A 23,005-nucleotide genomic window follows, 5' to 3' on the forward strand; every position below is an offset into this window, starting at 1 on the left:
GTTTCTTGTGGGTCGGTGTCCATTTTCAGCTCGCCGGCCGCTGGTCGCTCATCTATCAGCATCGTCCGCTGCTGTCCACGCCACTTCCCGAGACATCGGAACCCTTTTGTCAGTGGAGTTAGTCGAACGTTTGTTCGAGAGATTTATCCACATAGGCCTATAAATCCCTGGAATGTCGGAGCGGTTTGGGACAATTGAGGTATGGACGACAGCACGGCTCCAGCGGTGGTTCGGAAGGGATTCCCCCTCCCGGGGACGGCCCATCGCGGAGCATTTATTGCTGGGTCTAGCACTGTTCCGGGGGTCCGGCGCTGTCGCGGGGTCCGGCGCTGTCGCGGATGTTGGGACCCGGGCGTTACTCGAGGCCCTTAGAGCGCTGAAGCTGGCTACGACGTCCGCCGGGTTGATTGATCAGCTTCGCGGCCTGGAAGACGTGAAGTCCGCTATCGCTGGGGTGCAAGCCCGGATTGTTGTGGCTGTTGATCTGGTCGAACGCGCTGCCCAGACCGACGCCGGGATACCCGTCGCGGAACAGGGCAAGGCGGAGCAGGGCAAGAGTATTGGCGTGCAGGTCGCGTTGGCCCGGCGGGAGTCCCCGTCCCGCGGCAGCCGGCTGCTCGGATTAGCCCGGGCGCTGGTCACGGAAATGCCGCACACCCTCGCAGCTTTGGAGGCCGGCGAGCTCAATGAGTGGCGGGCGACCCTGCTGGTGAAGGAAACCGCGTGCCTGTCCAGCGCCGACCGGACCGCCGTCGACGAAGAACTCGCAGCCGACGCGGGGACGTTCACCGGGTGCGGGGACAAGACGATCATCGCGGCCGCCCGGGCTGCGGCGTACCGCCGGGATCCACGTTCAGTGGTGAACCGGGCAGCCCACGCCGCCAATGAGCGGTACGTGAGTCTCCGGCCGGCACCAGACACCATGGCATACCTGACCGCCCTGTTACCAGTGAAGAACGCCGTCGCCGCCTACGCGGCGTTGACCCGGCACGCCGATACCGCCCGGGCGGCCGGAGACCCCCGCTCTAAAGGTCAGCTGATGGCGGACACCCTGGTCGAACGGATCACCGGTGTCGCCGGAGGGATAACCCGGGTTGAGGTGCAGGTCATCATGACCGACCGTGCCCTGTTCCAGGGCGATAGCGAACCAGCCAGGATCCCCGGCTACGGCATCGTCCCGTCCTCCTGGGCCAGGGACCTCCTCCACCCGGATCCCACCCAGCCCAATTACGACGTGTGGGTCCGGCGCCTCTACACCGCCCCCGCAACCGGGGACCTCGTGGCGATGGATTCCAGAGACCGGTTCTTCACGCGGGCGCAACGCCGATTCATTAGCGCCCGGGATGACACCTGCCGCACCCCGTATTGTGACGCACCGATCCGGCACTACGACCACATCGTCCCGTGGAATCGGGGCGGGCGTACCTCGATCGCCAACGGGGCAGGGCTCTGCGAAGCGTGCAACCACACCAAAGAAACCCCCGGCTGGACAGCCCAACCACGCCCCGGACCAGGACCGGGGTCCCGACATACCTTCCGGATGACCACCCCCACCGGCCACACCTACCACTCCACCGCACCACCCCTCCCCGGAACCGCGACGGCCGAAAAAGCCGGAACCGTGAAGCAACGTGGGACGCGACAACCACGTGGTGCACCACGCCGTTGGGCTCGACCTTATCGCCTGAACGCCCTGGTGCCGGAGGCCGTTCCACCGTCCAAGCCCGGCTACGCATAGAATCGGGCTATGGCCAGCAGCGAAGATCCGGGACAACCCACCGCGCGCTACATTCGCGGACGCATTGCCACTGAATCGGGCATCGTCGAGGACGGGGTCCTTGCCTACGACGGCGACCGCATCGTCTACGCTGGTCCAGCCGCAGGGTTCAACGAAGTATCCATGCCCGCCGACAGGACCTTTCCGCCGGGAAGTATTCTCCTTCCCGGGCTGGTCGACACCCACTGTCATGGTGCAAACGGCGGAGATTTCGCCAACGGGGATGCTGCCGAGGCCCGGCGCGCGATCGACTTCCTGCATCGCAGCGGAACAACCACCGCCCTTGCCAGCACTATGACGGCACCACCGGCCGATCTGCTGAGGGCCCTGTCAGTCCTTGCTGGACTGGCTGAGGAGGGACTGATTGCCGGTATCCACGCCGAGGGCCCCTTCGTCTCGACAGCGCGCTGTGGTGCCCAGAACCCCGACTTCATTGTGGACCCCGAGCCAGCGTATGTGGCAGAGCTGATCGAGGCTGCGCAGGGACGGATGAAGACCATGACGTACGCGCCGGAACTTCCCGGCGCGGATGCCCTTATCGATGCCCTGACCACCCACGGGATCACACCGTCACTCGGGCACACTGACTGCGACACCGAAACGGCGGCAGCGTCGCTTGCGCTGGCACGCGAAGAGATGGAATCGACCGGCTTCGACGGCTACAGCGGCCGCCCCACAATCACCCATCTGTTCAACGGTATGCCGCCACTGCATCACCGCTCCCCTGGACCCGTCGCTGCCTGTCTCCGAGTAGCCAAGGCCGGAAACGCCGTCATCGAACTCATCGCTGACGGCGCCCATCTCGACCCTCAGACGGTTCTTACCGTTTTCGACCTCGTCGGCTGCCAAAATATTTCCCTGGTTACCGACTCCATGGCGGCCACTGGCCTTACCGACGGCGCTTACCGTCTGGGCCCATCCGCCGTCACCGTCACAGACGGCGTAGCAACGCTCGACAGCACTGGTTCGCTCGCCGGCGGCACAGCAGTGTTACTCGACATTGTCCGCCGGACTGTCGCCGCCGGAGTGTCGCTGGAGGATGCCGTGGCTTCGGCGACTGTCGTTCCGGCGAACATGCTGGGGCTGGCCGACGAACTTGGCAGTCTGCGACTGGGACTGAGGGCTGACGCCCTGGTGGTTACAGCCGACCTTCGCCTGCTCGCCGTTCTCCGTGAAGGCACCTGGCTTAGTCCTCTCTGACAGGTTGTTCACCCCAAGAGGCAGGGAATCCAGCAAACTTCTCCCAAGAATCCAGCAAAGTCCGTTGACCAGATCGGGCCCTCATGTGATGCTTATTTCAGTCTTTGTGTACGTGTTTTAGCATGCTCGCAAGACAGAGTTGCGAGCGTGTAACTTCCGACCGGAACCGTTGTAACCGGGCGCCGATAGGTCGTTTCCGTGAAGTGACCCCGGGCCTACGCACAGTGTGTGGGCCTGAACATTTCATTATGGAGGAGAAACAAATGGCACAGGGAACTGTGAAGTGGTTTAACGCGGAAAAAGGCTTTGGCTTTATCACCCCGGATGATTCAGACGGTGATGTCTTTGTGCATTACTCCGAGATCCAGACCGGCGGATTCAAGACCCTCGATGAGAACCAGCGTGTTCAGTTCGAAATCGGTCAGGGCGCCAAAGGCCCGCAGGCTACCGGGGTCACCGCCCTCTAGCCACTAAGTTTTCGGCAGCCTAGATGAGGAAGGCCCCCACGACCAACGTGGGGGCCTTCCTCGTGTCGACTGGGCTAGCGCCAAGTGCCGATACCGACCACTGGTCCGGCTTCCAACCAGGAAGACAGTCCGGCGTAGACGTCGAACTTCATGGCCAGCAATACTTCCTGACCCTCGTAGTCGAGGCACACCACGACGGCCCCAGGCTGAATCTGACGCTTCTCCGCTTCAGTGGGCTGGCGCCATGCTTTGAGCTCCAGAGAGCTACGCAGGTACCGATAACGGGGGCGCGGGCTCAGGGACGCCATCCTGAGCCATTCAAGGTGAAGGTCCGTATAACGACAAACCCCCAACTGCCATCCCCTGGGAGGGAAGCAGATGGAGGCGTCGAATGTTCCCAGCGCTCCGCGGAGCTGAAAGCGGCGGAGCCCGGCAGCCAGAATGGCAAGCACCAGCAGCAGGAATACTGCTGCGAGTGTGATGAAGGCTATACCGAGACCGTCCATCACCCCTTCTGTCAGCGAGTCTCCGCGGACACAGAGCCGCCGATCTTCGCATTGTCGGCTACGATGACCACCCGGTTACTGTCGACCGAGAAGAATCCCCCGTCGACCGAAACCAGCAAACGTTCACCGGAGACGGGCTGAATGGCCATCTCACCCTCAGCCAGGATAGCGAGCATCGGAGCGTGCCCAGGCAGGATGCCAATCTCGCCATCGCTGGTGCGGGCCCTGACCATGGTCGCCGCACCAGACCACACGAAGTGGTCTGCCGCGACGATTTCTACTTCGAGTTCGGCCATGAGTGTTACTTTCCGGTCTGCTCTTGGATCTTGGCCCACTGGCGCTCGACGTCGTCAAGCCCGCCAATGTTGAAGAACGCCTGCTCCGCAATATGGTCAAGGTCACCGTTGGCGATAGCGTTGAAGCCCTCGATGGTGTCCTTGATGCTGACCGTGGAACCCTCGACACCGGTGAACTGCTTCGCCGTGTAGGTGTTCTGCGACAGGAACTGCTGAATGCGGCGTGCGCGGGAGACCACAATCTTGTCTTCCTCAGAGAGCTCGTCGACACCGAGGATAGCGATGATGTCCTGCAGTTCCTTGTTCTTCTGAAGGATCTGCTTGACGCGCACCGCGGTGTTGTAGTGATCCTGACCGATGTACTGGGGGTCAAGGATCCGCGAGGTTGACGTCAACGGGTCAATGGCCGGGTACAGGCCACGCGAAGCGATCTCACGGGACAGCTCGGTCGTTGCGTCGAGGTGCGCGAAGGTCGCGGCTGGCGCCGGGTCGGTGTAGTCATCAGCAGGGACGTAGACGGCCTGCATGGACGTGATCGAATGACCCTTGGTCGAGGTGATGCGCTCCTGCAGGAGGCCCATCTCGTCCGCGAGGTTCGGCTGGTAGCCCACTGCCGACGGCATCCGACCCAGTAGGGTCGACACCTCGGAACCGGCCTGGGTGAAGCGGAAGATGTTGTCCACGAACAACAACACGTCCTGCTTTTGGACATCCCTGAAGTACTCAGCCATGGTCAGCGCCGACAGTGCGACTCGAAGGCGCGTTCCTGGTGGCTCATCCATCTGGCCGAACACAAGCGCGGTGTCCTTGAGGACCCCCGCCTCTTCCATTTCAACCCAGAGGTCGTTACCTTCACGGGTACGCTCGCCCACTCCGGCGAACACCGAGGTGCCACCAAAGTTACGGGCAACTCGGGTGATCATTTCCTGGATCAGCACCGTCTTGCCGACGCCGGCACCACCGAACAGTCCGATCTTGCCGCCCTTGATGTACGGGGTGAGAAGGTCGATGCTCTTGATACCGGTTTCCAGCATCTCGGTGGATCCCTCAAGCTGGGCGAATGCCGGTGGCTTGCGGTGGATGGGCCACCGTTCCGTGATCTCCAGCGAGGACTCTTCGACGTCGAGCGGCTTGCCGAGAACGTTGAAGATGTGCCCCTTGACGACGTCGCCGACGGGTACCGAAATGGCACTCCCGGTGTCGTGGACAACGGTTCCGCGAACCAGCCCGTCGGTGGCCTGGAGCGAGATAGCACGCACCAGGTTGTCGCCGAGGTGCTGTGAGGTCTCGAAGGTGATGGTATGCGTCTCACCATTGAGAGTGATCTCAGTGGTCAGCGCGTTATAGATTGCGGGAATGGCGTCGGCCGGGAACTCGACGTCGACAACCGGGCCAATGACACGGGCAATTCGACCTGTGCCGCCGGATGCAACTGAGTCACTACCGTGCTCAATAGTCTGGGCAGTCATCTCTCTCACTTCACTTACGTAGATGGCGTGGGGCTAAGTCTAACTAGGGTGGAGCAGGTTCAGGAACTTGAGTGATGTAACTGGCTAGGAAGCGCTGAGCGCGTCCGCACCTGCCACAATCTCCGACAGTTCCTGAGTGATCTCCGCCTGGCGCGCAGTGTTGCGGAGCCGGGTGTACTTCTTGATCAGGTCCGTCGCATTGTCGCCTGCGGACTTCATTGCCCGCTGACGGGCCGCGAGTTCGCTGGCTGCTGCCTGCAGAAGAGCCGCGAAGATCCGGGACTCGATGTAGCGGGGCAGCAGTGCGTCCAGAACCATTTCGGGCTCCGGCTCATACTCATACAACGGCAGCAGATCCGACTCGGATGCTGCTTCCTCTTCGACAACCTCGAGCGGAAGCAGGCGGATTACTGTAGGTTCCTGCAACACCATCGACCGGAAGCGGGTGTAGACGACGTGAATTTCGTCGACGCCGCCGTCGTCGAACTCCGTGCTGAACTCGGCGAGCAATGCCTTGCCGATTTCACGCGCAGTTTCGAACTCTGGGGCGTCAGTGCCGCCGGTCCACACGTTCTCAAACGCGCGGTTGCGAAAGTCGAAGTAGGCCTGAGCCTTCCGACCGACAAGGTAGGTCTTGACTTCCTTGCCCTCTTCCCGCAGCAGCTCGATGAGCGACTCGGCCTGCTTCAGAACACTGGCCGAATACGAACCCGCAAGACCGCGGTCCGAGGTCATGACCAATACCGCCGACCGGCGAATTTGCTCCGGCTCGGTGGTCAGCGGGTGATCGATTTCCGACTGCGATGCCACTGCTGAGACGGCACGGGTGATCGCATTGGCGTATGGCAGGGACGAGGATACTCGTGCCCTGGCCTTGCCAATGCGAGAAGTCGCGATCAGCTCCATCGCCTTGAAGATCTTCCTCATCGACGTGGTCGACGTGATCTTCTGGCGGTAGACCCGGATCTGGGCTCCCTCCCTTCTCCTCCTTTTCGACTCCCCCCGGGGGGTCACGAGGAGTGGCGGGGTTGCGCCTGGCCCCCACCACCGCCCCGGTGCCGGTTTCCCTAGCGCTTCTGCTTGACGATCTTCTCCTGGTCGACCTCGTCCTCGGAGAGGGCGCTGTACTCTTCATGCCCTGCGACCAGGCCGTCGTGGCCCTCGCCGAAGAAGCCCTGCTTGAAGTCGGTGATCTGCTTCTTCAGCTCGTCAACGGTGGAGTCTTCAAGGAGGTTGGTCTCGGCCAGGGTGGTCAGCACCGATGACTTGTGCCGCAGGTGCTCAAGGAACTGTCCCTCGAACTTCCTCACGTCTTCAACCGGTACATCGTCCAGGTAACCGTTGGTACCGGCCCAGATAGACACCACCTGATCCTCAATGGGGAATGGCGCGTACTGACCCTGCTTGAGCAGTTCCATCAGGCGTGCCCCACGGGTGAGCTGCTGGCGTGACGCGGCATCCAGATCGGACGCGAACATTGCGAATGCCTGCATGTCGCGGTACTGCGCGAGATCCAGCTTCAACGTACCGGAGACCTTTTTCATGGCCTTGACCTGAGCCGAGCCACCAACACGGGACACCGAAACACCGACATCCACCGCTGGGCGCTGGTTGGCGTTGAAGAGATCCGACTGTAGGAAGATCTGTCCGTCGGTGATCGAGATCACGTTGGTCGGGATGAAGGCCGAGACGTCGTTCGCCTTGGTCTCGACGATCGGCAGACCGGTCATCGAACCCGCTCCGAGCTCGTCGGAGAGCTTTGCGCAACGCTCCAGCAGACGGGAGTGCAAGTAGAAGACGTCGCCCGGGTAGGCTTCTCGTCCCGGTGGGCGGCGGAGTAGCAGTGAAACTGCGCGGTACGCCTCGGCCTGCTTAGACAAGTCGTCAAAGATGACCAAAACGTGCTTGCCGGCGTACATCCAGTGCTGGCCGATAGCCGAGCCGGCATACGGCGCAAGGTACTTGAAGCCGGAGGGGTCGGACGCCGGCGACGCAACAATCGTGGTGTACTCCAGGGCGCCCTTGTCCTCGAGGGTCTGGCGAACGGCAGCGATAGTTGAAGCCTTCTGGCCGATAGCCACGTAGATGCAGCGAACCTGCTTCTTCACGTCACCGGATTCCCAGTTGGCCTTCTGGTTGATGATGGTGTCCACGGCGATAGCCGTCTTGCCGGTCTGGCGGTCACCAATGATCAGCTGGCGCTGGCCACGGCCGATCGGAATCATTGCGTCGATGGCCTTGAGGCCGGTCTGCATTGGCTCATGGACTGACTTACGCTCGGTAACACCGGGAGCCTGAAGCTCCAGTGCACGGCGCGCTTCAGCCTTGATCTCGCCAAGCTCGTCGATGGGCTGTCCCAGCGGGTCAACCACGCGGCCAAGGAAACCGTCGCCCACGGGCACGGACAGGATCTCCCCGGTACGGTGAACTTCCTGGCCCTCTTCGATGCCGGTGAAGTCACCAAGGATGACGACGCCGATCTCGCGGGTGTCGAGGTTCTGGGCGAGGCCCAGTGTGCCATCTTCGAAACGCAGCAATTCATTGGCCATCACCGAGGGCAGACCCTCTACCTTGGCGATGCCATCGCTGGCAGTACTTACGCGGCCCACTTCAACGCGCTCTGCGTTGCCGGGTTCGTAGGATGCCGCAAACTCGTTCAACGCATTACGGACGTCTTCGGCGTTGATGGTCAATTCGGCCATCTGCAGTCCCTGCTCTCCTGTGTTGTGATCGCCACTACTTCGCGGCAACCGGTGTGTGATTGAAGTCTGTTGTGTGTCTGGGATAGGGCGGCGGACCGTCCTACACCGCAAGCTTTCGCCGCAGTTCAGACAGCCTGGCGATGACTGTGGAATCGACCACTTCATCGCCAACCTGGACGCGGACCCCGCCAATTAGCGACGGCTCCACGGTGACATTGGTCCTGAGCTCGCGCCCAAACAGAGAGTTGAGGCCCTGCTGCAACCGCGCGTACTGCTCATCAGTCAGCGGACGGGTAACACTGACGTTCGCAATCCAGCGGTCGTGCCGTTTGGCAACGAGTTCGACGAACCGCTTCACCAAGTGGGTGGGCTTGATGCCGCGGGGTGCCTGCACAGCCTGCCGCACCAACAGCCGTGCCTCGGCTCCGGCGTTCGGAACCAGTTTCAGCGCGAGGTTCACCCTGGCGTCGTCGCTGGCCTGCCGTTCTGACAGGGCACGCTGCAACTCATGGCTTGATTCGACGGTCCTGATGAAGTCAAAGAGGTCGTTTTCAAGACCCTCAAGACTTTCGGCTCCGTAGCCCCGGTTCTCCGCAACAGCAATCGCTGCTGTTGCGCCGAGGGTTTCCAGCGCGTCTCCAAGGTCGCGGGCCGCGGCCCACCGCATGGAGACCAGCTCCCTAACCACCGACGCGGTCTGCTCCGACACCTTGCCAGCGATCAGGGTCGAGACCAGAGCGGCCTTATCCCTGCCTTCGCGGGAAGGGTCGGTCAGTGCGCGGCGGAGTCCGGCGTTGCTGTCCAGCATGTCGAGGACCCCGAAGAGTTCCTCGGCAAGCGTCAGCGGTGCGCCGGGCAGACGGGTTTCGAGATCTTTGAGTGCCGTTGCCAGGGACTGGCTGGATACACCTGCCATTACTTCGATGCACCTGCGCTCTGAGTTTCGAGGTCGGCCAGGAAGCGGTCAACCACTCGTGCGGACCGCTGATCATCGGATAGTGACTCTCCGACGATCCGGCTGGCGAGGTCGGTAGCCAGCGTGCCAACTTCGGCGCGCAGCGAGACAACGGCTGCCTGACGTTCTGCTTCAATCTGGACGTGGGCCTGCTCTGTAATGCGAGCAGACTCGGCTCCAGCCTTTTCCTTCAGTTCCGCGAGGATCTGCGCGCCTTCGGCGCGTGCTTCCTCACGGATGCGGTTGGCTTCGGTGCGAGCGTCGACCAACTGCTGCTTGTACTCGTCAAGCGCTGCATTCGCTTCGGCCTGTGCTGCTTCAGCCTTGGCGATGCCGCCTTCAATGGCTTCGGTGCGCTCGGCGAACGTCTTTTCAAACGCCGGCATCACGTACTTGATGACGATAAACATCAACACTGCGAAGCCCACCAACGTAACGAGCAGTTCCCACAGGTTCGGGACAAGCGGACTTGAGCCCTCTTCTGCGGCCATAATCGCTGCGTTAAGCATGTTTCACCCGTCTTTCTTTAGCTAGTCTATGGACCGTCTCGGACGCGTAGCTAGGCGCCGATAACGAACGCGAAGACCAGACCGAGGATGGCGAGTGCTTCAGTCAGTGCCAGTCCGAGGAAGGCGATGGGCTGGAGTACCCGCTGGGCTTCCGGCTGGCGCGCTACACCGTTGATGTATGCGGCGAAGACGAGTCCCACACCGATACCACCGCCGATTGCGGAGAGTCCGTATCCAACGAGGTTGAGGCTACCCTGTACTTCCATTGTGTTCCTTTCAAGATGCCGCTTGCTGCGACAGGTTGTTTGGGATCATCCCCGACGGGGAAGTCTGTATTAGTTAGTCGTGAAAATCAGTGTGCGTCGGCGTGGAGTGCGCCTTCGATGTAGATGGCCGCCAGCAGTGTGAACACGTAGGCCTGAAGGAGCATGATCAGCACTTCGAGCATGTACATGGCAACCGCTCCTACCAGGACCAGAACGCTGGTTCCCTGCAGCAGGATGTTGCCGGTCATCACCATGTACTCGATGGCCGAACCGGCAAGGGTCACGATGAGGTGACCTGCAAGCATGGTGGCGAACAGACGGAGTGAGTGAGTGACCGGGCGGACGAGGAAGTTCGAGATGATCTCGATCGGGACCACAATCGGCAGGATGTACCAGGGAACCCCTGATGGGACCACTGCCAGCTTGAAGTAGCGCAGTCCGTGCTTTTTGATGCCAATGCCGACCCAGAGGAGGTAGAAAATCGCCGCAATGGCGTAAGCGCTACCCGGGTGGGAGAAACTGGGCAACTGCAAGCCCGGAATCGCACCGAAAATGTTGTTTACCAGGACAAAGAAGAATGCGGTGAAGAGCCACGGCACGTACTTCATGAAGTCCTTGCCGCCGATAATGTCCTTACCGATCGAGTTCCGGACAAATCCGTAAGCGGACTCCCCCAGGAACTGCATCTTGCCGGGGACCATCTTTCCCTTGCGGGAGGCAATGATGAAGAAGACGGCAATAAAAATGACTGACAAGATGAGCATCAGCATCTGCTTGCCGAAGCCACCCTCGAACCAGACGCCGTATTCACCGCCCCACGGGAGAATATCCCGATAGTGGGTGTCGTCAATAGTGGGGGCTACGAAACCCTCATCCGTTGTAGTGGCCGGGAGCGCAAGCGCGATCAACGCGTTTCCTCTCTGCAGTGTCCATCATTGGGCATGTTCTGATCGGGCATAGAACCACTGCTCCGACTCATTAAGTTTTCCGACATCACTTCGGGTTATCCCCAGCCTTCCCGCTGCTGCCCCTCGGCATCGAACCGGGACCAGTTGTGCTTTGGCGGGTGAGGTTATGCATATGGGAGAGATAGAAACCCCCGGCTGCACCCAAGAGACCTCCCGCGAGCACTAGCCATCGTGTCCCCAGGAGGTTGTCCAGCCCCCAGCCTATCAAACTCCAGACGACGATCCCGCCAATAATGTAGCTGAAGACCGCCAATCCGGCGTTGTAACCGCCCTCACCGTAGCTGCCCCGGTCGTCGCTCCTGCCGGCTGCTAATGGAACGTTCTGCTGGGGATCCTCGGGACGTAATTCAGCCACGGTCAGACTCGATTCCCTTTGTTGGCGAAATGGGCGTGGGGTCGTTATAAAGCTGGTGCCGGGCTTTGGAAAAGACGTAGAGCTCAACCGCCTGCCAAAGAATTACGGTCCCCACGGCTCCCGCGAAGAACCAGTTCGGCTCAAGCCAGGGCGGAGTGCCAAGGACAAAGAGGACGACCGCAAAGCCCACCACCTTGATCGCATAGGTCACTGCAAACATCCCTATCGCACCAGAAGGGTTGTTGCGACCGACAAAATGGCCTACCGCCAAACTGATCCCAAAGAAGGCCGCTACTACCGCAAATCCGAACATCGCACTTAGAGCGGCGCCAGGGCCGGCGACAAGACCCGCAACTGCAGCAGTCACGGCGATAGCTGCGGCGGTAACCAGGGCGCACTTCTTCAGTATTCCCAGCCACAGGGATCCTGATGGGACCGCTGCAGGGTGAGCGGTGCCATTGGTGGCACTAACGCGCGGCGCGTCAGGTGTGCTCATAGGGAATCCGTCCGTAGATTCGATGTGAGGGAAGTCCCCGACTCAGCCCGGGAATGCTGACCGCGGGCTGCGGCCCAATTCTACAGTAAATAGAAATTGGCTCAGGACCCGGACCGGTTCGATCGACGCGTTCAGCGCGTCCGGCCAGCGTGTGCCCGGCCAGCCAAAAGCCGTGGAGAGTAGAGATAGAGCGCCACCACCGCTGCGGCAAGCAGCGAGAAGGCCACAGCGACAAGGGGCGTGGCGGTCGCAGCCACGAAGCCGGCTGCACCGGTCAGCACCGAGGCGCCAGTGACCGCCAGAGCCGACTGCACATGAGTCAACCCGATGTCAGTCAGACGCTGGTAGACGTGCTCCCGATGGGAGGCATACCAGCGGTCGCCCGCCCGCACCCGACGAAGGAAGGTAGTGAACGTGTCGGCGAGGTAGATCAACACCGGCGAGAGCAGATACTCGAGGTACACGCCGGCCAGCAGGCCCGCGACGGCCATCGCTGCGATCGAGGCACCCAGCAGGTAGCTGCCGACGTCGCCGAGGAAGACGAACCCCCTGCCCAGGTTCCAGGGGAGGAAACCGGCAAAGGCGGCGGCCACTACAAGACCGGCAACAGTCAGCCACAACTGGGTGCTGAGCACCCCCGCCACGGCGTAGAAGATGCCGACGGCAACTCCATGGAAGCCGGAGATGCCGTTAATGCCGTCCATGAAGTTTGCGGCGTTGATGTAGGCGGCAACCGCCAGCGCGCCGACCGGCACCCACCAGAAGCTTTGCCCGATGGTCCAGACAAGCGCTGCCGTGCCCACCGCTCCGATGGCTAACTGCAGGAGTGCGCGCACCTGGATCGAAATCCCCCGGTAATCTTCGATCCAGCCCAGCAGCGCTGCTGCCGAGAGCATCGCCAGGAGAATCAGGATCAGCGAGCGGTCCACTTCCACGACGCCGGTGGCAAGCGAGAGCACCAGTCCCCCGGCAATTCCTACCGCAACGGTGATGCCCACCCCTCGGATGACAACTGTGGCGTGGGAGGATCGCGCATTGGGAACATCCAGCACGCCGAGCCGGGACAACAACGGCTTGAGGGCAAATGGCAGGACTCCGCTCAGCATCGCCGCAACACCGACTACCAGGACCAGCCGAAGGTCAATCACTGGCAATACCGCCCTTACGCTTCCAGTCGCCCAGGTTGAGCTGGTCTGGGTCGAGGGTGGATACGGAGGTGTGCGAAATCTTTGGGTGCAGTGGCCTGGCGCCGTCCTCACCGAAGCCCACCAGATCCTCGTGCATCTTCTCCCCCGGACGAAGACCGGTAAAGACCACTTCGATATCCTTCCCGGACATGGCGATCATCCGCTGGGCGACGTCGAGAATCTTGACTGCCTCGCCCATGTCCAGAATGAGTATTTCGCCCGGGCGTCCGATGGCCCCGGCCTGGATCACCAACTGGCAGGCTTCCGGAATGGTCATGAAGAAGCGCGTGACCTCGGGATCGGTGACAGTGATGGGACCGCCGACCCGGATCTGCTCAGTGAAGAGCGGCAACATTGAACCACGGCTGCCGATCACGTTGCCAAACCGGACCGATACATAGCTCTTGCCGGTTTGGGCTGCCTGCCAAGCCGTGAGTTTCTCTGCGACCCGCTTGGAGTGACCCAGCACGCTGGTGGGATTTGCCGCCTTGTCGGTGGAGATGTTGACGAAGTGCCCAACCCCAGCCACCCTGGCTGCGTTCAGTACGTTCTGAGTGCCGAGGACGTTGGTTTTCCAGGCCTCTTCGGGGTACTGCTCCAGCAGCGATACGTGCTTGAGGGCAGCGGCGTGGAAGACCACCTCGGGCTTGCGTTCCTCAAAAATGCCGAGCAGGGTGTCGGCGTCGCGGATATCCGCTAACACCGTGTCCTTGCCGGTCAGAAGACCGCGCCCCGTCATCGACAGCTGGGTGGTCTGAAGTCCCGTTTCGTCGCGGTCCAGCATGATCAGCTCAGCCGGGCTGAACTGCGCGAGTTGACGGCACAGTTCGGACCCGATGGACCCGCCGGCCCCCGTTACGAGGACTTTCTTCCCAGTGATGTACCCGGCCACCTCATCGGCATGGATATCTACCGGCCGGCGACCGATCAGGTCCTCGACAGCGACCTCACGAAAGTCCGAAAAGCCTGCACCGGACCCACCAGTGGCGAGCATGTCGCGCAGCGGTGGGAGCACCAGGACCCTGATGTTCATACCCGCCACCAGGTCCGAGACCTTGCGGACCTGGGCGGCCTCGACGTCGGCGAAGGCAATGACCAGCACGGAAGCGCGGGTGCGGGCGATGATGCCCGGAAGATCCTCCAGCCGGCCCAGCACCGGGACAGTTGCCAGCCTCAGGTGTTTCTTGGCTGGGTCGTCGTCGATCAGGCCGACGGGGAAGTACGGGGACTCGCGGTCCTGACTCATCCGGCCGACCAGGGAACTGCCCAGGAAACCGGCGCCATAGATCAGGGTGCGCTGCGCATCTTCCCCGGGTTTGGCCTTGCTCTCCACGAACATGCGTTTGAGGTACCGGGTAGAGGCCATGAACATACAGGCAAAGGGGAAAGCAATGATGGCGATGCTGCGCGGAATCTCGATGATGGAGAAGAACACCACGCTCACGAGCAGCAGGATGACCGAGACGATGACCGTCACGATCACGAGTAGTTTCGCCTCATGGAAGCTGCCGAAACTGTAGCGGCCACGGTAAAGCGCGAAGCTCAGACCGACAGCCAGCTGCGCGGCGAGAGCCACTGCGCAGAACACCACCACCCCAGGCATATTGATCTGGTTGATCAGTAATTCATAACGAAGCACCAGAGCCAGAAGAATGGCGACCACCCAGGCAACCGAATCAAAAATGAACTGCGACCACAGCCACAGGGCCGGCTTCTCCGACCGGGTGGTGGTCCGGTTTCCTGACCCGTCCCGGGCTGGATCCACGCTGTCAGCGAGTTTCATAGTTCCTAACGACGGCTCGGCGATGATGGCAAACGTGCTTCTCAAGTCCTCACGGCAAAATCTCAGCTCGTGCTGGTGTAATAGACTCTCTCTACCCGAGAATACTAACCGCACAACCCGGCCCTGACCGCCTTCGAGGCATGTTGTGAGCGGACCGGAAAGGACTGTTTTGCAGGATACCGTGGCCGTTGCGGCAGTTACATTTGACCGCCCCGACGACCTCCGTACCCTCCTGCTGGCACTGTCTCAGCAGAGCGTCCCGCTCACCTCGGTTGCGCTGGTGGATTCCGGCACTCAGAGCGTCGAGGCAATCGCCGCCGAATCCACGGCACCCGTCAACTACATCCGCTCGCTGAGCAACCTCGGTGGTGCAGGCGGTTTTTCCCTGGCCATACTCTCGGCTATGGCAAGCGGTGCCCAGTGGGTCTGGATTATGGACGACGACGCCCACCCGGAGGACCCCGAGGCACTCGCAATCCTGATGGCGGCGGCGAAAACCCACGGCCTCGACGTCGTCGTCCCGTTGATTGTGGCGCCGGGCGAGCCGACCAAACTGTCTTTCCCTTTCCGGCTGGGTGGCCGTTCGGTCCACGACCGGGCCGAAGTGGAAAAGCTCGGGATTATTCCTGACGTGGGTCAGTTTTTCAACGGCGCACTGATCCGCACTGAGGTGTTTTTTCGGGTGGGACTTCCCGACCTGCGGCTGTTCATTCGCGGTGACGAAACCGACTTCATGCTGCGCCTGCGCCGGGCCAGGATCACGTTCGGCACGGTGACGACCGTTGCGCTCAGCCATCCCCCCGGCTGGGCCGAGACGCAGCAGGTTCTCGGTGACCGACTGCACGTCCTGGTCCCCGAGACGGCGTTCAAACGGTTCTACTACTACCGCAACCGCGGCTACCTTACCCGCCGGTACTGCCGCGTGAAGTCTTTCATCGCGGACGGGGTGGGCTACCCGCTGTACTTCCTCAGGCGCCGTGACCCGCGAGGATTCGCCGCGTGGCTTGCCGCCTACTCCACGGGAGTGCGCGGTCGCGGCTTCGGACCGCCGTCGGACCAGGGTTTCTGACATGTCTGCACCTGAGATGCCGGTGACGGTGGTGGTGACCACCTTCAACCGCGCCGCTTACCTGCGCTCTCTGTTGCAGACGATAGCGCGGCTGGATCCGGCGCCCAGCAGCGTCATAGTGGTAAACAATGCGAGCACCGACAACACCGACGACGTGATCGCTGCAGCCGACCTCCCGTTTCCGCTGATCCACCATCGGCTGCAGAAGAACGTTGGCGGCTCCGGCGGGTTCTCGACCGGTGTCGACCGGGCACTCGCCGAAGGCGCGGAATGGCTGTGGCTGATGGACGACGACGTCGAGGCGCTGCCCGACGCGCTTGCCGCGTTCCAGCCCTGGATGGAAACGTACCGGTGCATTCATGGCCGCCGCTACGATCACTCGGGCAAGCCATTCTTCTGGCAGCACCGCTTCAATGCGTTCCTGGGCGTTCATTTCCCGGTCCGCGGTAACGTCTTCCGCCACCGCCCGGTATTCCACACCAACGTGGGCTGTTTCGAAGGCATGCTGGTGAACGCCGATGTGGTGCGCCGCGTGGGCCTGCCCGACACGCGCTTCTTCCTCAACGGTGACGACACCACGTACGGCTGGTTGATTGCGCAGTCCGAACCCGTGGCGTACATCAATCGGTACGTGTTGAAAAAAGCCCGACCGCAGAAGCAGATCGATCTTGGCGTCCGCCACCTCAACGATTCAAACGATCTCGGCCGCTATTGCGGCATGCGCAATCGTGGTCACTTGGCCCGTTACCTGAAAGTCAACGGCAAACTTAACCGCTGGGGATTTGGGCTTGGAACCCTGCTCACGGTGGCCAAGGAAATCCTGCGCTTGGTGGCTGTCGAACACTCACTTTCCGGGCTGGCGCCACTCTGGCGTGGCTGGCGTGAATCGCGCGGCATCCTGAGAGACGCCGACTGGCAGCCGATGCCGCCGCTCGGGTCCGATCGCTCCAAACAGCTGAAGGGAAGCCGTTGACCGTGTCCTGGCTGATTCTTGGTGCCACCGGGTTCGTCGGTTCAGCGGTGCTGCACGCCGCCGAGGCGGCAGGTCTCGACGTCGCCGCCCTTCCGGCGCCCCGCCTCACCACCGACGCCACAACGGTGGCCGCCATTGCTGGCGAAGCCGCCACTCACCCCGCTCTAACCGGTCTCACTTCCGCACTGGCTGGTGTGTCGGTGGTGGTCAACGCCGCTGGCCTCGCCGCTCCCCGGAGTGGCGACACGGCAACACTGCGGGGAGCCAACGCCCTGCTGCCCGCACTCCTGGCCCAGGCCTGTGCTGCGGCAGGGGTCGAACGGCTGGTCCACCTCAGCAGCGCCGCCGTCCAAGGCCAGCGTGCCCGCCTCGACGAGTCCCGGGACCTTTCCCCCTTCTCCGCCTATTCCCGGAGTAAGGCACTGGGTGAAGAGGCCCTCCGGGTTGCACCACCAGGCCTTTCCACAGTGGTGGTTCGGGCGACCTCGGTGCAGGGCCTCGACCGACCGACGACGACGGCGCTCGTCAAACTGGCCGCCTCGCCGCTGGCGTCGGTAGCGGCTCCGGGCACCGCGGCAACGCCGGTGACATCGGTTGAATCACTGGCTGACTTTGTCGTCAAAGTAGGTTCATATCCGGGCCCCGTCCCGGCCGTGGTCCTGCAACCCTCCGAGGGGATGACCGTCCGGTCCGTCCTCGAGGCCGCCGGCGGCACTCCCCTCGTGCTGCCGCGTCGGCTGTGCCGTGGGCTGCTACGCGCAGGCTACGCCGTGTCGGCACTCGCCGGGGAGCGGCTGCATGGCAGCCTGCGCCGGGTGGAGCTGATGTGGTTTGGGCAGGCGCAGGACCCGGGCTGGGCCGAAACCCACGGGATCCAGGTGGAGCAGCGGGTCAGCGCGGTGCTGGAGAGTGCTGCGTCCCGGCGTCGTCAGGGTCGCGCTGGACGTCAGCCTCAGGCAACCCGCTAGCGTCCCCAGCATCATCGGCTGGATCTTTGAGGTCCGGAACAACCTCCCGCAGCCGGTCGAGGCTAACGCTGCCCGCGCGGACCAGGATTAGCTCCTCGCCGGTCGCATCGACAATGGTCGACGCCGTGGCACTGCGGGGTCCACCCTCCAGATACACCTCCACCGAGTCCGCGAGCTGCCCGAATGCTTCAGCGCCGGTGGTGGCCGCTGGCGCGCCGGTGCGATTGGCCGAAGACACTGCCAATGGTCCGGTGAGGGTCAGCAGGTCAAGAGCCATCCGATCGTCGGGTACGCGTAGGGCCACTGTGCCGAGGGTGTCTCCGAGATCCCAGGTCAGGGACGGCTGGGCGCGGAAGATCAGGGTCAACCCGCCGGGCCAGAATGCCTCGGCCAGCTTCCTGGCATTGGGGTGAATCTCGGCTGCCAATCCGTCCATCGTCTGGACCCGGGGAATCAGCACCGGCGGAGGCATGCTCCGGCCACGTCCTTTGGAGGCCAGCAGGGTAGCAACGGCCTGAGGCGAAAACGCGTCAGCGGCAATACCGTAGACCGTGTCGGTGGGAATCACCACGCACTGGTTGGCCGCCACCGCGCGTTGGGCATGCGCCAATCCGTCGCTGCGTTGGGCTGGGTCTGAGCAGTCGTAGCTGGTGGTCACGGAATTATTCTTTCACTGGTGCGCCAGGATTGGCACATTGGCTGCGCACGGCCGAGGTGGAACGGTCACGACCGGTGAGGTCCTGATGGGTGAGCACTGTTGACCATCGAGGGTCCTGCCTCATCAGCGCCGCAATAGCTGGGGCCTGCACCTCCGCGTGTTCCATCACAAAATACCCGCCGGGAACCAGCAGCCGGGCGGCACTGAGCATTGCGGCGACCGGCAGTTCGAGCCCATCCTCGCCGCCGCCGTACAGGGCAATCCGTGGGTCGTGGTCAGCCACCTCGGGTTCGCGGGGCACCGCAGCCGAGGGAATGTAGGGCGGGTTGGATACGACGACGTCGAACGTCCCATCCTCCTCCCCGAGTGCGTTCCGCAGGTCCCCCAGGATGAGCGTGATACCCCGAGCGCCAAGGTTGCGTTCGGCCCATGCGTGAGCCAGCGGGCTGTACTCAACCGCGTAGACCTCGGCTCCGGGCACCTCGTCGGCGATGGCGGCGGCGATCGCGCCACTGCCGGTTCCAAGGTCAACCACCCTGGGCCGAATGAGCGTCAACGCATGCTCGATCGCGAGCTGCGCCACGGATTCCGTTTCCGGGCGCGGAATGAAGGCACCGGGCCCTACTTCCAGCTCCACCTGCCTGAAATAGGCAATACCGGTAATGTGCTGCAGCGGCACCCGGCGGCACCGCTCGGCCACCAGATCGAAATAGCCCTCCGGGACTGCGGCCCCAACCAGGGAAAGAGTCTTCACGCGCCCTACCGGTTCCCCGAGCAGATGGGCGGCGAGGAGGTGAGCGTCGACGCCAGGGCTGGGCACACCGGCGTCGGCCAAAACAGCAGTAGCCCGCCGCAGGGCGTCCTCGAGGGACTCGGCCGGGTCGGTGTAGGCTGCCGCCTTTTCATCAGGGTTCATTGAGTGTTGGTTCAGTCGTCCTCGCCGATCGCGTCCAGCCGGGACTGTTCATCCATCTCGATTCCCGCCTGGACCACTGCTTCAAGGTCACCGTTCATCACTGCGTCAAGATTGTAGGCCTTATAACCGGTGCGGTGATCGGCGATGCGGTTCTCGGGATAGTTGTAGGTCCGGATCCGTTCCGAGCGGTCCATGGTGCGGATCTGGGATTTACGGATATCGGAGTTCGCCGCATCGATCTGCGCCTGTTGGTGGGCGAGGATGCGGGAGCGGAGCACCCGCATGCCTGCCTCACGGTTCTGCAGCTGGGACTTCTCGTTCTGCATGGCCACCACGATGCCCGTGGGAAGGTGGGTGATCCGCACAGCGGAGTCGGTGGTGTTCACTGACTGGCCACCCGGTCCTGAGGACCGGTAGACGTCAATCTTGAGATCGTTCTGGCTGATCTCCACTTCCTCGGGCTCGTCAACCTCCGGCAGGATGAGGACTCCGGCAGCTGACGTGTGGATCCTGCCCTGCGATTCGGTGACTGGAACACGCTGGACCCGGTGCACACCACCCTCGAACTTGAGGCGGGCGTAGACGCCCTCCCCCGGCTCGTTCGAGGAGCTCTTGATCGCCATCTGGACATCCTTGTAGCCGCCGAGGTCGGACTCGTTGGCTGAAATGATCTCGGTTTTCCAGCCGCGGGACTCGGCGTACCGGGTGTACATGCGCAGCAGGTCGCCGGCGAACAGTGCTGCCTCGTCGCCGCCTTCGCCACCCTTGACCTCGATGATGACGTCGCGGCTGTCGTTGGGGTCACGCGGGATGAGGAGCCGGCGGAGCCGTTCCTGGGCGGCGGCGAGCTGTTCCTCAAGCACGGGGACCTCGGCGGCGAACTCGGGATCGTCAGCCATTTCCTGGGCTGCCTCAAGGTCGTCCTTGAGCGCTTCCCATTTGGTGTGCGCGTCGACAATACCGCTCAGTTCGGCGTACCTGCGGCCGAGTTTGCGGGCCAGCACCTGATCGGAGTGCACTGCCGGGTCGGAGAGCCGTAGCTGCAGCTCGGCGTGCTCGTCGAGCAGGTTCTGGATCGACTCAAACATCTGGGACATACCTCTTTCAAACGAATTCCATTCAACCCAAATGACCGATTTCGGGCGGATTACCCGTCATTTGTGTTGACTCGATTGGGTTAAGCACAGCCGCCCACGCACCGTCCGGCGAACCGGTAGGGCGTGGGCGGCGGGTGGCTAGCTAGTCGTCGTCGTTCTTGGAACCCAGCGTGGTCTTCTGGACCTGCATCAGGAACTCGACGTTCGACTGGGTTTCCCGGATCTTGTTGGTCAGCAGCTCAAGTGACTGCTGTTCGCCCAGTCCGGAAAGGACTCGGCGCAGCTTCCACATGATCTTGACCTCGTCCGGGGAGAGCAGCTTCTCTTCACGCCGGGTACCGGACGCGTTGACGTCCACTGCCGGGAAGATCCGCTTGTCGGCAAGGTTCCTTGACAGGCGGAGCTCCATGTTGCCGGTGCCCTTGAACTCCTCGAAGATGACCTCGTCCATTTTGGATCCGGTCTCGACGAGTGCGGTGGCGAGAATGGTGAGCGAGCCACCGTTCTCGATGTTCCGTGCGGCACCGAAGAAACGCTTCGGCGGGTAAAGCGCCGCCGAGTCAACACCACCGGAAAGAATACGACCGGAGGCCGGAGCCGCAAGGTTGTAGGCACGACCCAGACGGGTCATCGAATCGAGGAGCACCACGACGTCCATTCCCATCTCGACGAGGCGCTTGGCGCGTTCGATCGAGAGTTCGGCGACAGTGGTGTGGTCATCCGCCGGACGGTCGAAGGTCGAGGCAATGACCTCACCCTTGACCGTGCGCTGCATGTCGGTGACTTCCTCGGGGCGTTCGTCAACCAGCACCATCATGAGGTGGACCTCAGGATTGTTGATGGTGATCGCGTTGGCGATGGCCTGCAGGATGAGCGTCTTGCCGGCCTTCGGTGGGGAGACGATCAGGCCACGCTGGCCCTTGCCGATGGGTGCCACCAGGTCGATGACGCGGGGGCCGATCTTCTTGGCTTCGGTCTCGAGGCGCAGGCGCTCCGTAGGGTACAGCGGAACCAACTTGGCGAACTCCACGCGGTCCTTGAGTTCCTCCGCGGGTTTGCCGTTGACCGAGGTCACACGGATCAGCGCATTGAACTTCTGACGGGTGTTGTTCTGGTTCTCGCCGTCGCGGGGGGCGCGGATGGCGCCCACCACTGCGTCACCCTTGCGCAGATTGTGCTTCTTGACCTGTGCCAGGGAAACGTAGACGTCGTTGGGGCCGGGCAGGTAGCCGGAGGTCCGCACGAACGCGTAGTTCTCCAGGACGTCCAGGATGCCCGCGACGGGCAGCAGGACGTCGTCCTCGGTGACCTCGACGTCGTCGACCTCGGGGTTCTGGGTGCGGTTGCGACGGCGGTCGTTCCGGTCGTTGCGGTCGCGGAACCGGCTGCCGCGGTCGTTGCTGTTGCTGTTGCTGTTGCTGTTGCTCCGGTCATTACCGCGGTCGTTTCCGCGGTCGTTGCTGTTGCTGTTGCTGCCGCCGTTATCGTCACGCGAGTTGCGGTTGCGGCGGTTGCGGTTGCGTCCGCGGCTGTCGTCGTCCCGGTCGTTACCCCGGTTGTCGGTGTTCTCGGTCCGGCTGTTCTCGGTCCGACTGTTGTCGTTCCGGCTGTTGTCGTTCCGGTTGTCGTTACGGCTGCGACCGCCACGATCGTTACGGCTGTTCGCCTCGTTTTGCTCGGAGGACTCAGTGGTTGATTCTCCCGCGCCCTGGTTGGCTCGCTCGCCACCCCGTGGGGAATCGTCAGATGGAAGCGTCTCGGAGGATTCATTCGCTGCGGCGTCGGTGCGTTCCTCGCCGCGACGACCACGTCGGTTTTCACGAGGCGCACGGCCTCGGGACCGCTCGCCGCCGTCATTGTTTCGCGGCTCGCCACCGGTGGGAGCGTCGGTTGATTCCGGCTGCTCGGCAGCAGCGGGTAGGCTCACGACGCCGTCGGACCCGGCACGCCGGTTCCGGTTGCGGGTGCGTGATGGACGTTCGGCCTGCTCCGGCGCGGCGTCCTCGCTGTCCTGCGAAGCGTCAGCGTCACTGCTGGCTGCATTGCCTGTCGACCGGCGTGAAGACCGGGTGGAACCGTTCGATTGGCCGGAGTCCGCAGGGGCAGCTCCATTTCCGGCGACCGGTGCGGCGTCTTTGGGACGGTCGGCAACAGCTGAACCACGCTGATGATCTGAGATAGCTGAGACCAGGTCACCTTTGCGCATCCTGGACCCACCGGTGATACCCAGTTGACCGGCAAGAGCCTGGAGCTGGGCAAGCTTCAGTCCGGCAAGGCCGGAGCTTTTGGAAGCGGGAGCGTCGGCCATGCCGGCGTTCAATATGTCCACACCTGATAACAGGTCAGTGGTTTCAGTCACGAAGGATCCTTCCCCCTCGTCGGGCGGTC

Annotated in this window: 23 protein-coding genes; 6 read left to right on the forward strand and 17 right to left on the reverse strand. The window is 62.6% G+C overall.

Going from position 1 to position 23,005, the window contains the following annotated elements; translation table 11 throughout:
- Positions 1 to 277: 277 nt before the first annotated feature.
- From ACX80A_RS00355 to ACX80A_RS00365, 3 genes are all read left to right on the forward strand, one after another.
- Entirely contained in the window at positions 278 to 1,738 is a 1,461-nt protein-coding gene (locus ACX80A_RS00355) for an HNH endonuclease (RefSeq protein WP_459257683.1), read from the forward strand.
- Positions 1,739 to 1,747: 9 nt separating this feature from the next.
- Complete coding sequence (locus ACX80A_RS00360; protein ID WP_459257684.1) at positions 1,748 to 2,977, forward strand: N-acetylglucosamine-6-phosphate deacetylase; 1,230 nt, start codon at positions 1,748 to 1,750, stop codon at positions 2,975 to 2,977.
- Positions 2,978 to 3,240: 263 nt separating this feature from the next.
- Positions 3,241 to 3,444, forward strand: coding sequence for a cold-shock protein (locus ACX80A_RS00365; RefSeq protein ID WP_019481284.1), 204 nt, complete (start codon positions 3,241 to 3,243; stop codon positions 3,442 to 3,444).
- A 74-nt stretch (positions 3,445 to 3,518) separates the two neighbouring features.
- On the opposite strand, the gene ACX80A_RS00370 is transcribed toward ACX80A_RS00365, so the two are convergent.
- The 13 genes from ACX80A_RS00370 to ACX80A_RS00430 all read right to left on the reverse strand — a co-directional run bounded on the left by ACX80A_RS00370 (position 3,519) and on the right by ACX80A_RS00430 (position 14,936).
- Complete coding sequence (locus ACX80A_RS00370; RefSeq protein WP_459257686.1) at positions 3,519 to 3,950, reverse strand: DUF2550 domain-containing protein; 432 nt, start codon at positions 3,948 to 3,950, stop codon at positions 3,519 to 3,521.
- A gap of 11 nt (positions 3,951 to 3,961) precedes the next feature.
- Positions 3,962 to 4,246: a F0F1 ATP synthase subunit epsilon gene (locus tag ACX80A_RS00375; protein ID WP_459257687.1), complete on the reverse strand. Its 285-nt coding sequence runs from the start codon at positions 4,244 to 4,246 to the stop codon at positions 3,962 to 3,964.
- A 5-nt stretch (positions 4,247 to 4,251) separates the two neighbouring features.
- Positions 4,252 to 5,715 carry a F0F1 ATP synthase subunit beta gene (gene atpD / locus ACX80A_RS00380; protein ID WP_171584210.1) on the reverse strand — a complete coding sequence of 488 codons (1,464 nt, stop codon included), beginning with the start codon at positions 5,713 to 5,715 and terminating at the stop codon, positions 4,252 to 4,254.
- An 84-nt stretch (positions 5,716 to 5,799) separates the two neighbouring features.
- Positions 5,800 to 6,729, reverse strand: coding sequence for a F0F1 ATP synthase subunit gamma (locus ACX80A_RS00385; protein WP_459257688.1), 930 nt, complete (start codon positions 6,727 to 6,729; stop codon positions 5,800 to 5,802).
- Positions 6,730 to 6,782: 53 nt separating this feature from the next.
- On the reverse strand, positions 6,783 to 8,417 hold the full coding sequence (gene atpA, locus ACX80A_RS00390; protein ID WP_459257689.1) for a F0F1 ATP synthase subunit alpha: 1,635 nt from the start codon (positions 8,415 to 8,417) through the stop codon (positions 6,783 to 6,785).
- A gap of 100 nt (positions 8,418 to 8,517) precedes the next feature.
- Positions 8,518 to 9,333: a F0F1 ATP synthase subunit delta gene (locus ACX80A_RS00395; protein WP_459257690.1), complete on the reverse strand. Its 816-nt coding sequence runs from the start codon at positions 9,331 to 9,333 to the stop codon at positions 8,518 to 8,520.
- A complete protein-coding gene (locus ACX80A_RS00400) occupies positions 9,333 to 9,881 on the reverse strand; it encodes a F0F1 ATP synthase subunit B (RefSeq protein ID WP_459257692.1) in 549 nt (182 codons plus the stop codon). Before ACX80A_RS00400 ends, ACX80A_RS00395 begins: the two co-directional genes overlap by 1 nt.
- A 50-nt stretch (positions 9,882 to 9,931) precedes the next feature.
- Positions 9,932 to 10,147, reverse strand: coding sequence for an ATP synthase F0 subunit C (locus ACX80A_RS00405; protein ID WP_019481292.1), 216 nt, complete (start codon positions 10,145 to 10,147; stop codon positions 9,932 to 9,934).
- A gap of 86 nt (positions 10,148 to 10,233) precedes the next feature.
- Positions 10,234 to 11,055, reverse strand: coding sequence for a F0F1 ATP synthase subunit A (atpB, locus tag ACX80A_RS00410; RefSeq protein ID WP_459257693.1), 822 nt, complete (start codon positions 11,053 to 11,055; stop codon positions 10,234 to 10,236).
- A gap of 85 nt (positions 11,056 to 11,140) precedes the next feature.
- Complete coding sequence (locus ACX80A_RS00415) at positions 11,141 to 11,470, reverse strand: hypothetical protein (protein ID WP_459257694.1); 330 nt, start codon at positions 11,468 to 11,470, stop codon at positions 11,141 to 11,143.
- Entirely contained in the window at positions 11,463 to 11,966 is a 504-nt protein-coding gene (locus tag ACX80A_RS00420) for a hypothetical protein (protein ID WP_459257695.1), read from the reverse strand. The genes ACX80A_RS00415 and ACX80A_RS00420 overlap by 8 nt, the downstream gene beginning before the upstream one ends.
- 131 nt (positions 11,967 to 12,097) lie before the next feature.
- The gene (locus ACX80A_RS00425) at positions 12,098 to 13,114 is read right to left on the reverse strand and encodes an MraY family glycosyltransferase (RefSeq protein WP_459257696.1); all 1,017 of its coding nucleotides are present in this window, start codon (positions 13,112 to 13,114) and stop codon (positions 12,098 to 12,100) included.
- Positions 13,107 to 14,936: a polysaccharide biosynthesis protein gene (locus tag ACX80A_RS00430; RefSeq protein ID WP_459257697.1), complete on the reverse strand. Its 1,830-nt coding sequence runs from the start codon at positions 14,934 to 14,936 to the stop codon at positions 13,107 to 13,109. Before ACX80A_RS00430 ends, ACX80A_RS00425 begins: the two co-directional genes overlap by 8 nt.
- 169 nt (positions 14,937 to 15,105) lie before the next feature.
- On the opposite strand from ACX80A_RS00430, the gene ACX80A_RS00435 reads away from it, so the two are divergent.
- Genes ACX80A_RS00435 through ACX80A_RS00445 form a run of 3 tightly spaced genes read left to right on the forward strand, consistent with a single transcriptional unit; the run spans position 15,106 to position 17,946 of the window.
- Entirely contained in the window at positions 15,106 to 16,005 is a 900-nt protein-coding gene (locus ACX80A_RS00435; RefSeq protein ID WP_459257699.1) for a glycosyltransferase, read from the forward strand.
- A 1-nt stretch (position 16,006) separates the two neighbouring features.
- Positions 16,007 to 16,978: a glycosyltransferase gene (locus ACX80A_RS00440; RefSeq protein WP_459257700.1), complete on the forward strand. Its 972-nt coding sequence runs from the start codon at positions 16,007 to 16,009 to the stop codon at positions 16,976 to 16,978.
- 2 nt (positions 16,979 to 16,980) lie between these two features.
- Positions 16,981 to 17,946: an NAD-dependent epimerase/dehydratase family protein gene (locus tag ACX80A_RS00445; protein WP_459257701.1), complete on the forward strand. Its 966-nt coding sequence runs from the start codon at positions 16,981 to 16,983 to the stop codon at positions 17,944 to 17,946.
- Here ACX80A_RS00445 and ACX80A_RS00450 read toward each other — a convergent pair.
- From ACX80A_RS00450 to rho, 4 genes are all read right to left on the reverse strand, one after another.
- Positions 17,870 to 18,604 (reverse strand): L-threonylcarbamoyladenylate synthase, encoded by a 735-nt coding sequence (locus tag ACX80A_RS00450; protein WP_459257703.1) that lies wholly within the window; start codon positions 18,602 to 18,604, stop codon positions 17,870 to 17,872. The genes ACX80A_RS00445 and ACX80A_RS00450 overlap by 77 nt on opposite strands.
- A 4-nt stretch (positions 18,605 to 18,608) precedes the next feature.
- Positions 18,609 to 19,520: a peptide chain release factor N(5)-glutamine methyltransferase gene (prmC, locus tag ACX80A_RS00455; protein WP_459257704.1), complete on the reverse strand. Its 912-nt coding sequence runs from the start codon at positions 19,518 to 19,520 to the stop codon at positions 18,609 to 18,611.
- A gap of 11 nt (positions 19,521 to 19,531) precedes the next feature.
- The gene (prfA, locus tag ACX80A_RS00460; protein WP_343880741.1) at positions 19,532 to 20,608 is read right to left on the reverse strand and encodes a peptide chain release factor 1; all 1,077 of its coding nucleotides are present in this window, start codon (positions 20,606 to 20,608) and stop codon (positions 19,532 to 19,534) included.
- Positions 20,609 to 20,759: 151 nt separating this feature from the next.
- The gene (gene rho, locus ACX80A_RS00465) at positions 20,760 to 22,976 is read right to left on the reverse strand and encodes a transcription termination factor Rho (RefSeq protein WP_459257705.1); all 2,217 of its coding nucleotides are present in this window, start codon (positions 22,974 to 22,976) and stop codon (positions 20,760 to 20,762) included.
- Between the last annotated feature and the right edge of the window lie 29 nt (positions 22,977 to 23,005).

It is taken from the genome of Arthrobacter sp. TMN-50 (assembly GCF_054511125.1).

What these genes read in the sequence shown, in the direction of transcription:
- ACX80A_RS00360 (WP_459257684.1), top strand. Translation starts at nt 1,748, where the DNA reads ATGGCCAGCAGCGAAGATCCGGGACAACCCACCGCGCGCTACATTCGC.
- ACX80A_RS00365 (WP_019481284.1), top strand. Translation starts at nt 3,241, where the DNA reads ATGGCACAGGGAACTGTGAAGTGGTTTAACGCGGAAAAAGGCTTTGGC.
- ACX80A_RS00370 (WP_459257686.1), bottom strand. Translation starts at nt 3,950, where the DNA reads ATGGACGGTCTCGGTATAGCCTTCATCACACTCGCAGCAGTATTCCTG.
- ACX80A_RS00375 (WP_459257687.1), bottom strand. Translation starts at nt 4,246, where the DNA reads ATGGCCGAACTCGAAGTAGAAATCGTCGCGGCAGACCACTTCGTGTGG.
- atpD (WP_171584210.1), bottom strand. Translation starts at nt 5,715, where the DNA reads ATGACTGCCCAGACTATTGAGCACGGTAGTGACTCAGTTGCATCCGGC.
- atpA (WP_459257689.1), bottom strand. Translation starts at nt 8,417, where the DNA reads ATGGCCGAATTGACCATCAACGCCGAAGACGTCCGTAATGCGTTGAAC.
- ACX80A_RS00395 (WP_459257690.1), bottom strand. Translation starts at nt 9,333, where the DNA reads ATGGCAGGTGTATCCAGCCAGTCCCTGGCAACGGCACTCAAAGATCTC.
- ACX80A_RS00400 (WP_459257692.1), bottom strand. Translation starts at nt 9,881, where the DNA reads ATGCTTAACGCAGCGATTATGGCCGCAGAAGAGGGCTCAAGTCCGCTT.
- ACX80A_RS00405 (WP_019481292.1), bottom strand. Translation starts at nt 10,147, where the DNA reads ATGGAAGTACAGGGTAGCCTCAACCTCGTTGGATACGGACTCTCCGCA.
- ACX80A_RS00420 (WP_459257695.1), bottom strand. Translation starts at nt 11,966, where the DNA reads ATGAGCACACCTGACGCGCCGCGCGTTAGTGCCACCAATGGCACCGCT.
- ACX80A_RS00430 (WP_459257697.1), bottom strand. Translation starts at nt 14,936, where the DNA reads ATGAAACTCGCTGACAGCGTGGATCCAGCCCGGGACGGGTCAGGAAAC.
- ACX80A_RS00440 (WP_459257700.1), top strand. Translation starts at nt 16,007, where the DNA reads ATGTCTGCACCTGAGATGCCGGTGACGGTGGTGGTGACCACCTTCAAC.
- prmC (WP_459257704.1), bottom strand. Translation starts at nt 19,520, where the DNA reads ATGAACCCTGATGAAAAGGCGGCAGCCTACACCGACCCGGCCGAGTCC.
- prfA (WP_343880741.1), bottom strand. Translation starts at nt 20,608, where the DNA reads ATGTTTGAGTCGATCCAGAACCTGCTCGACGAGCACGCCGAGCTGCAG.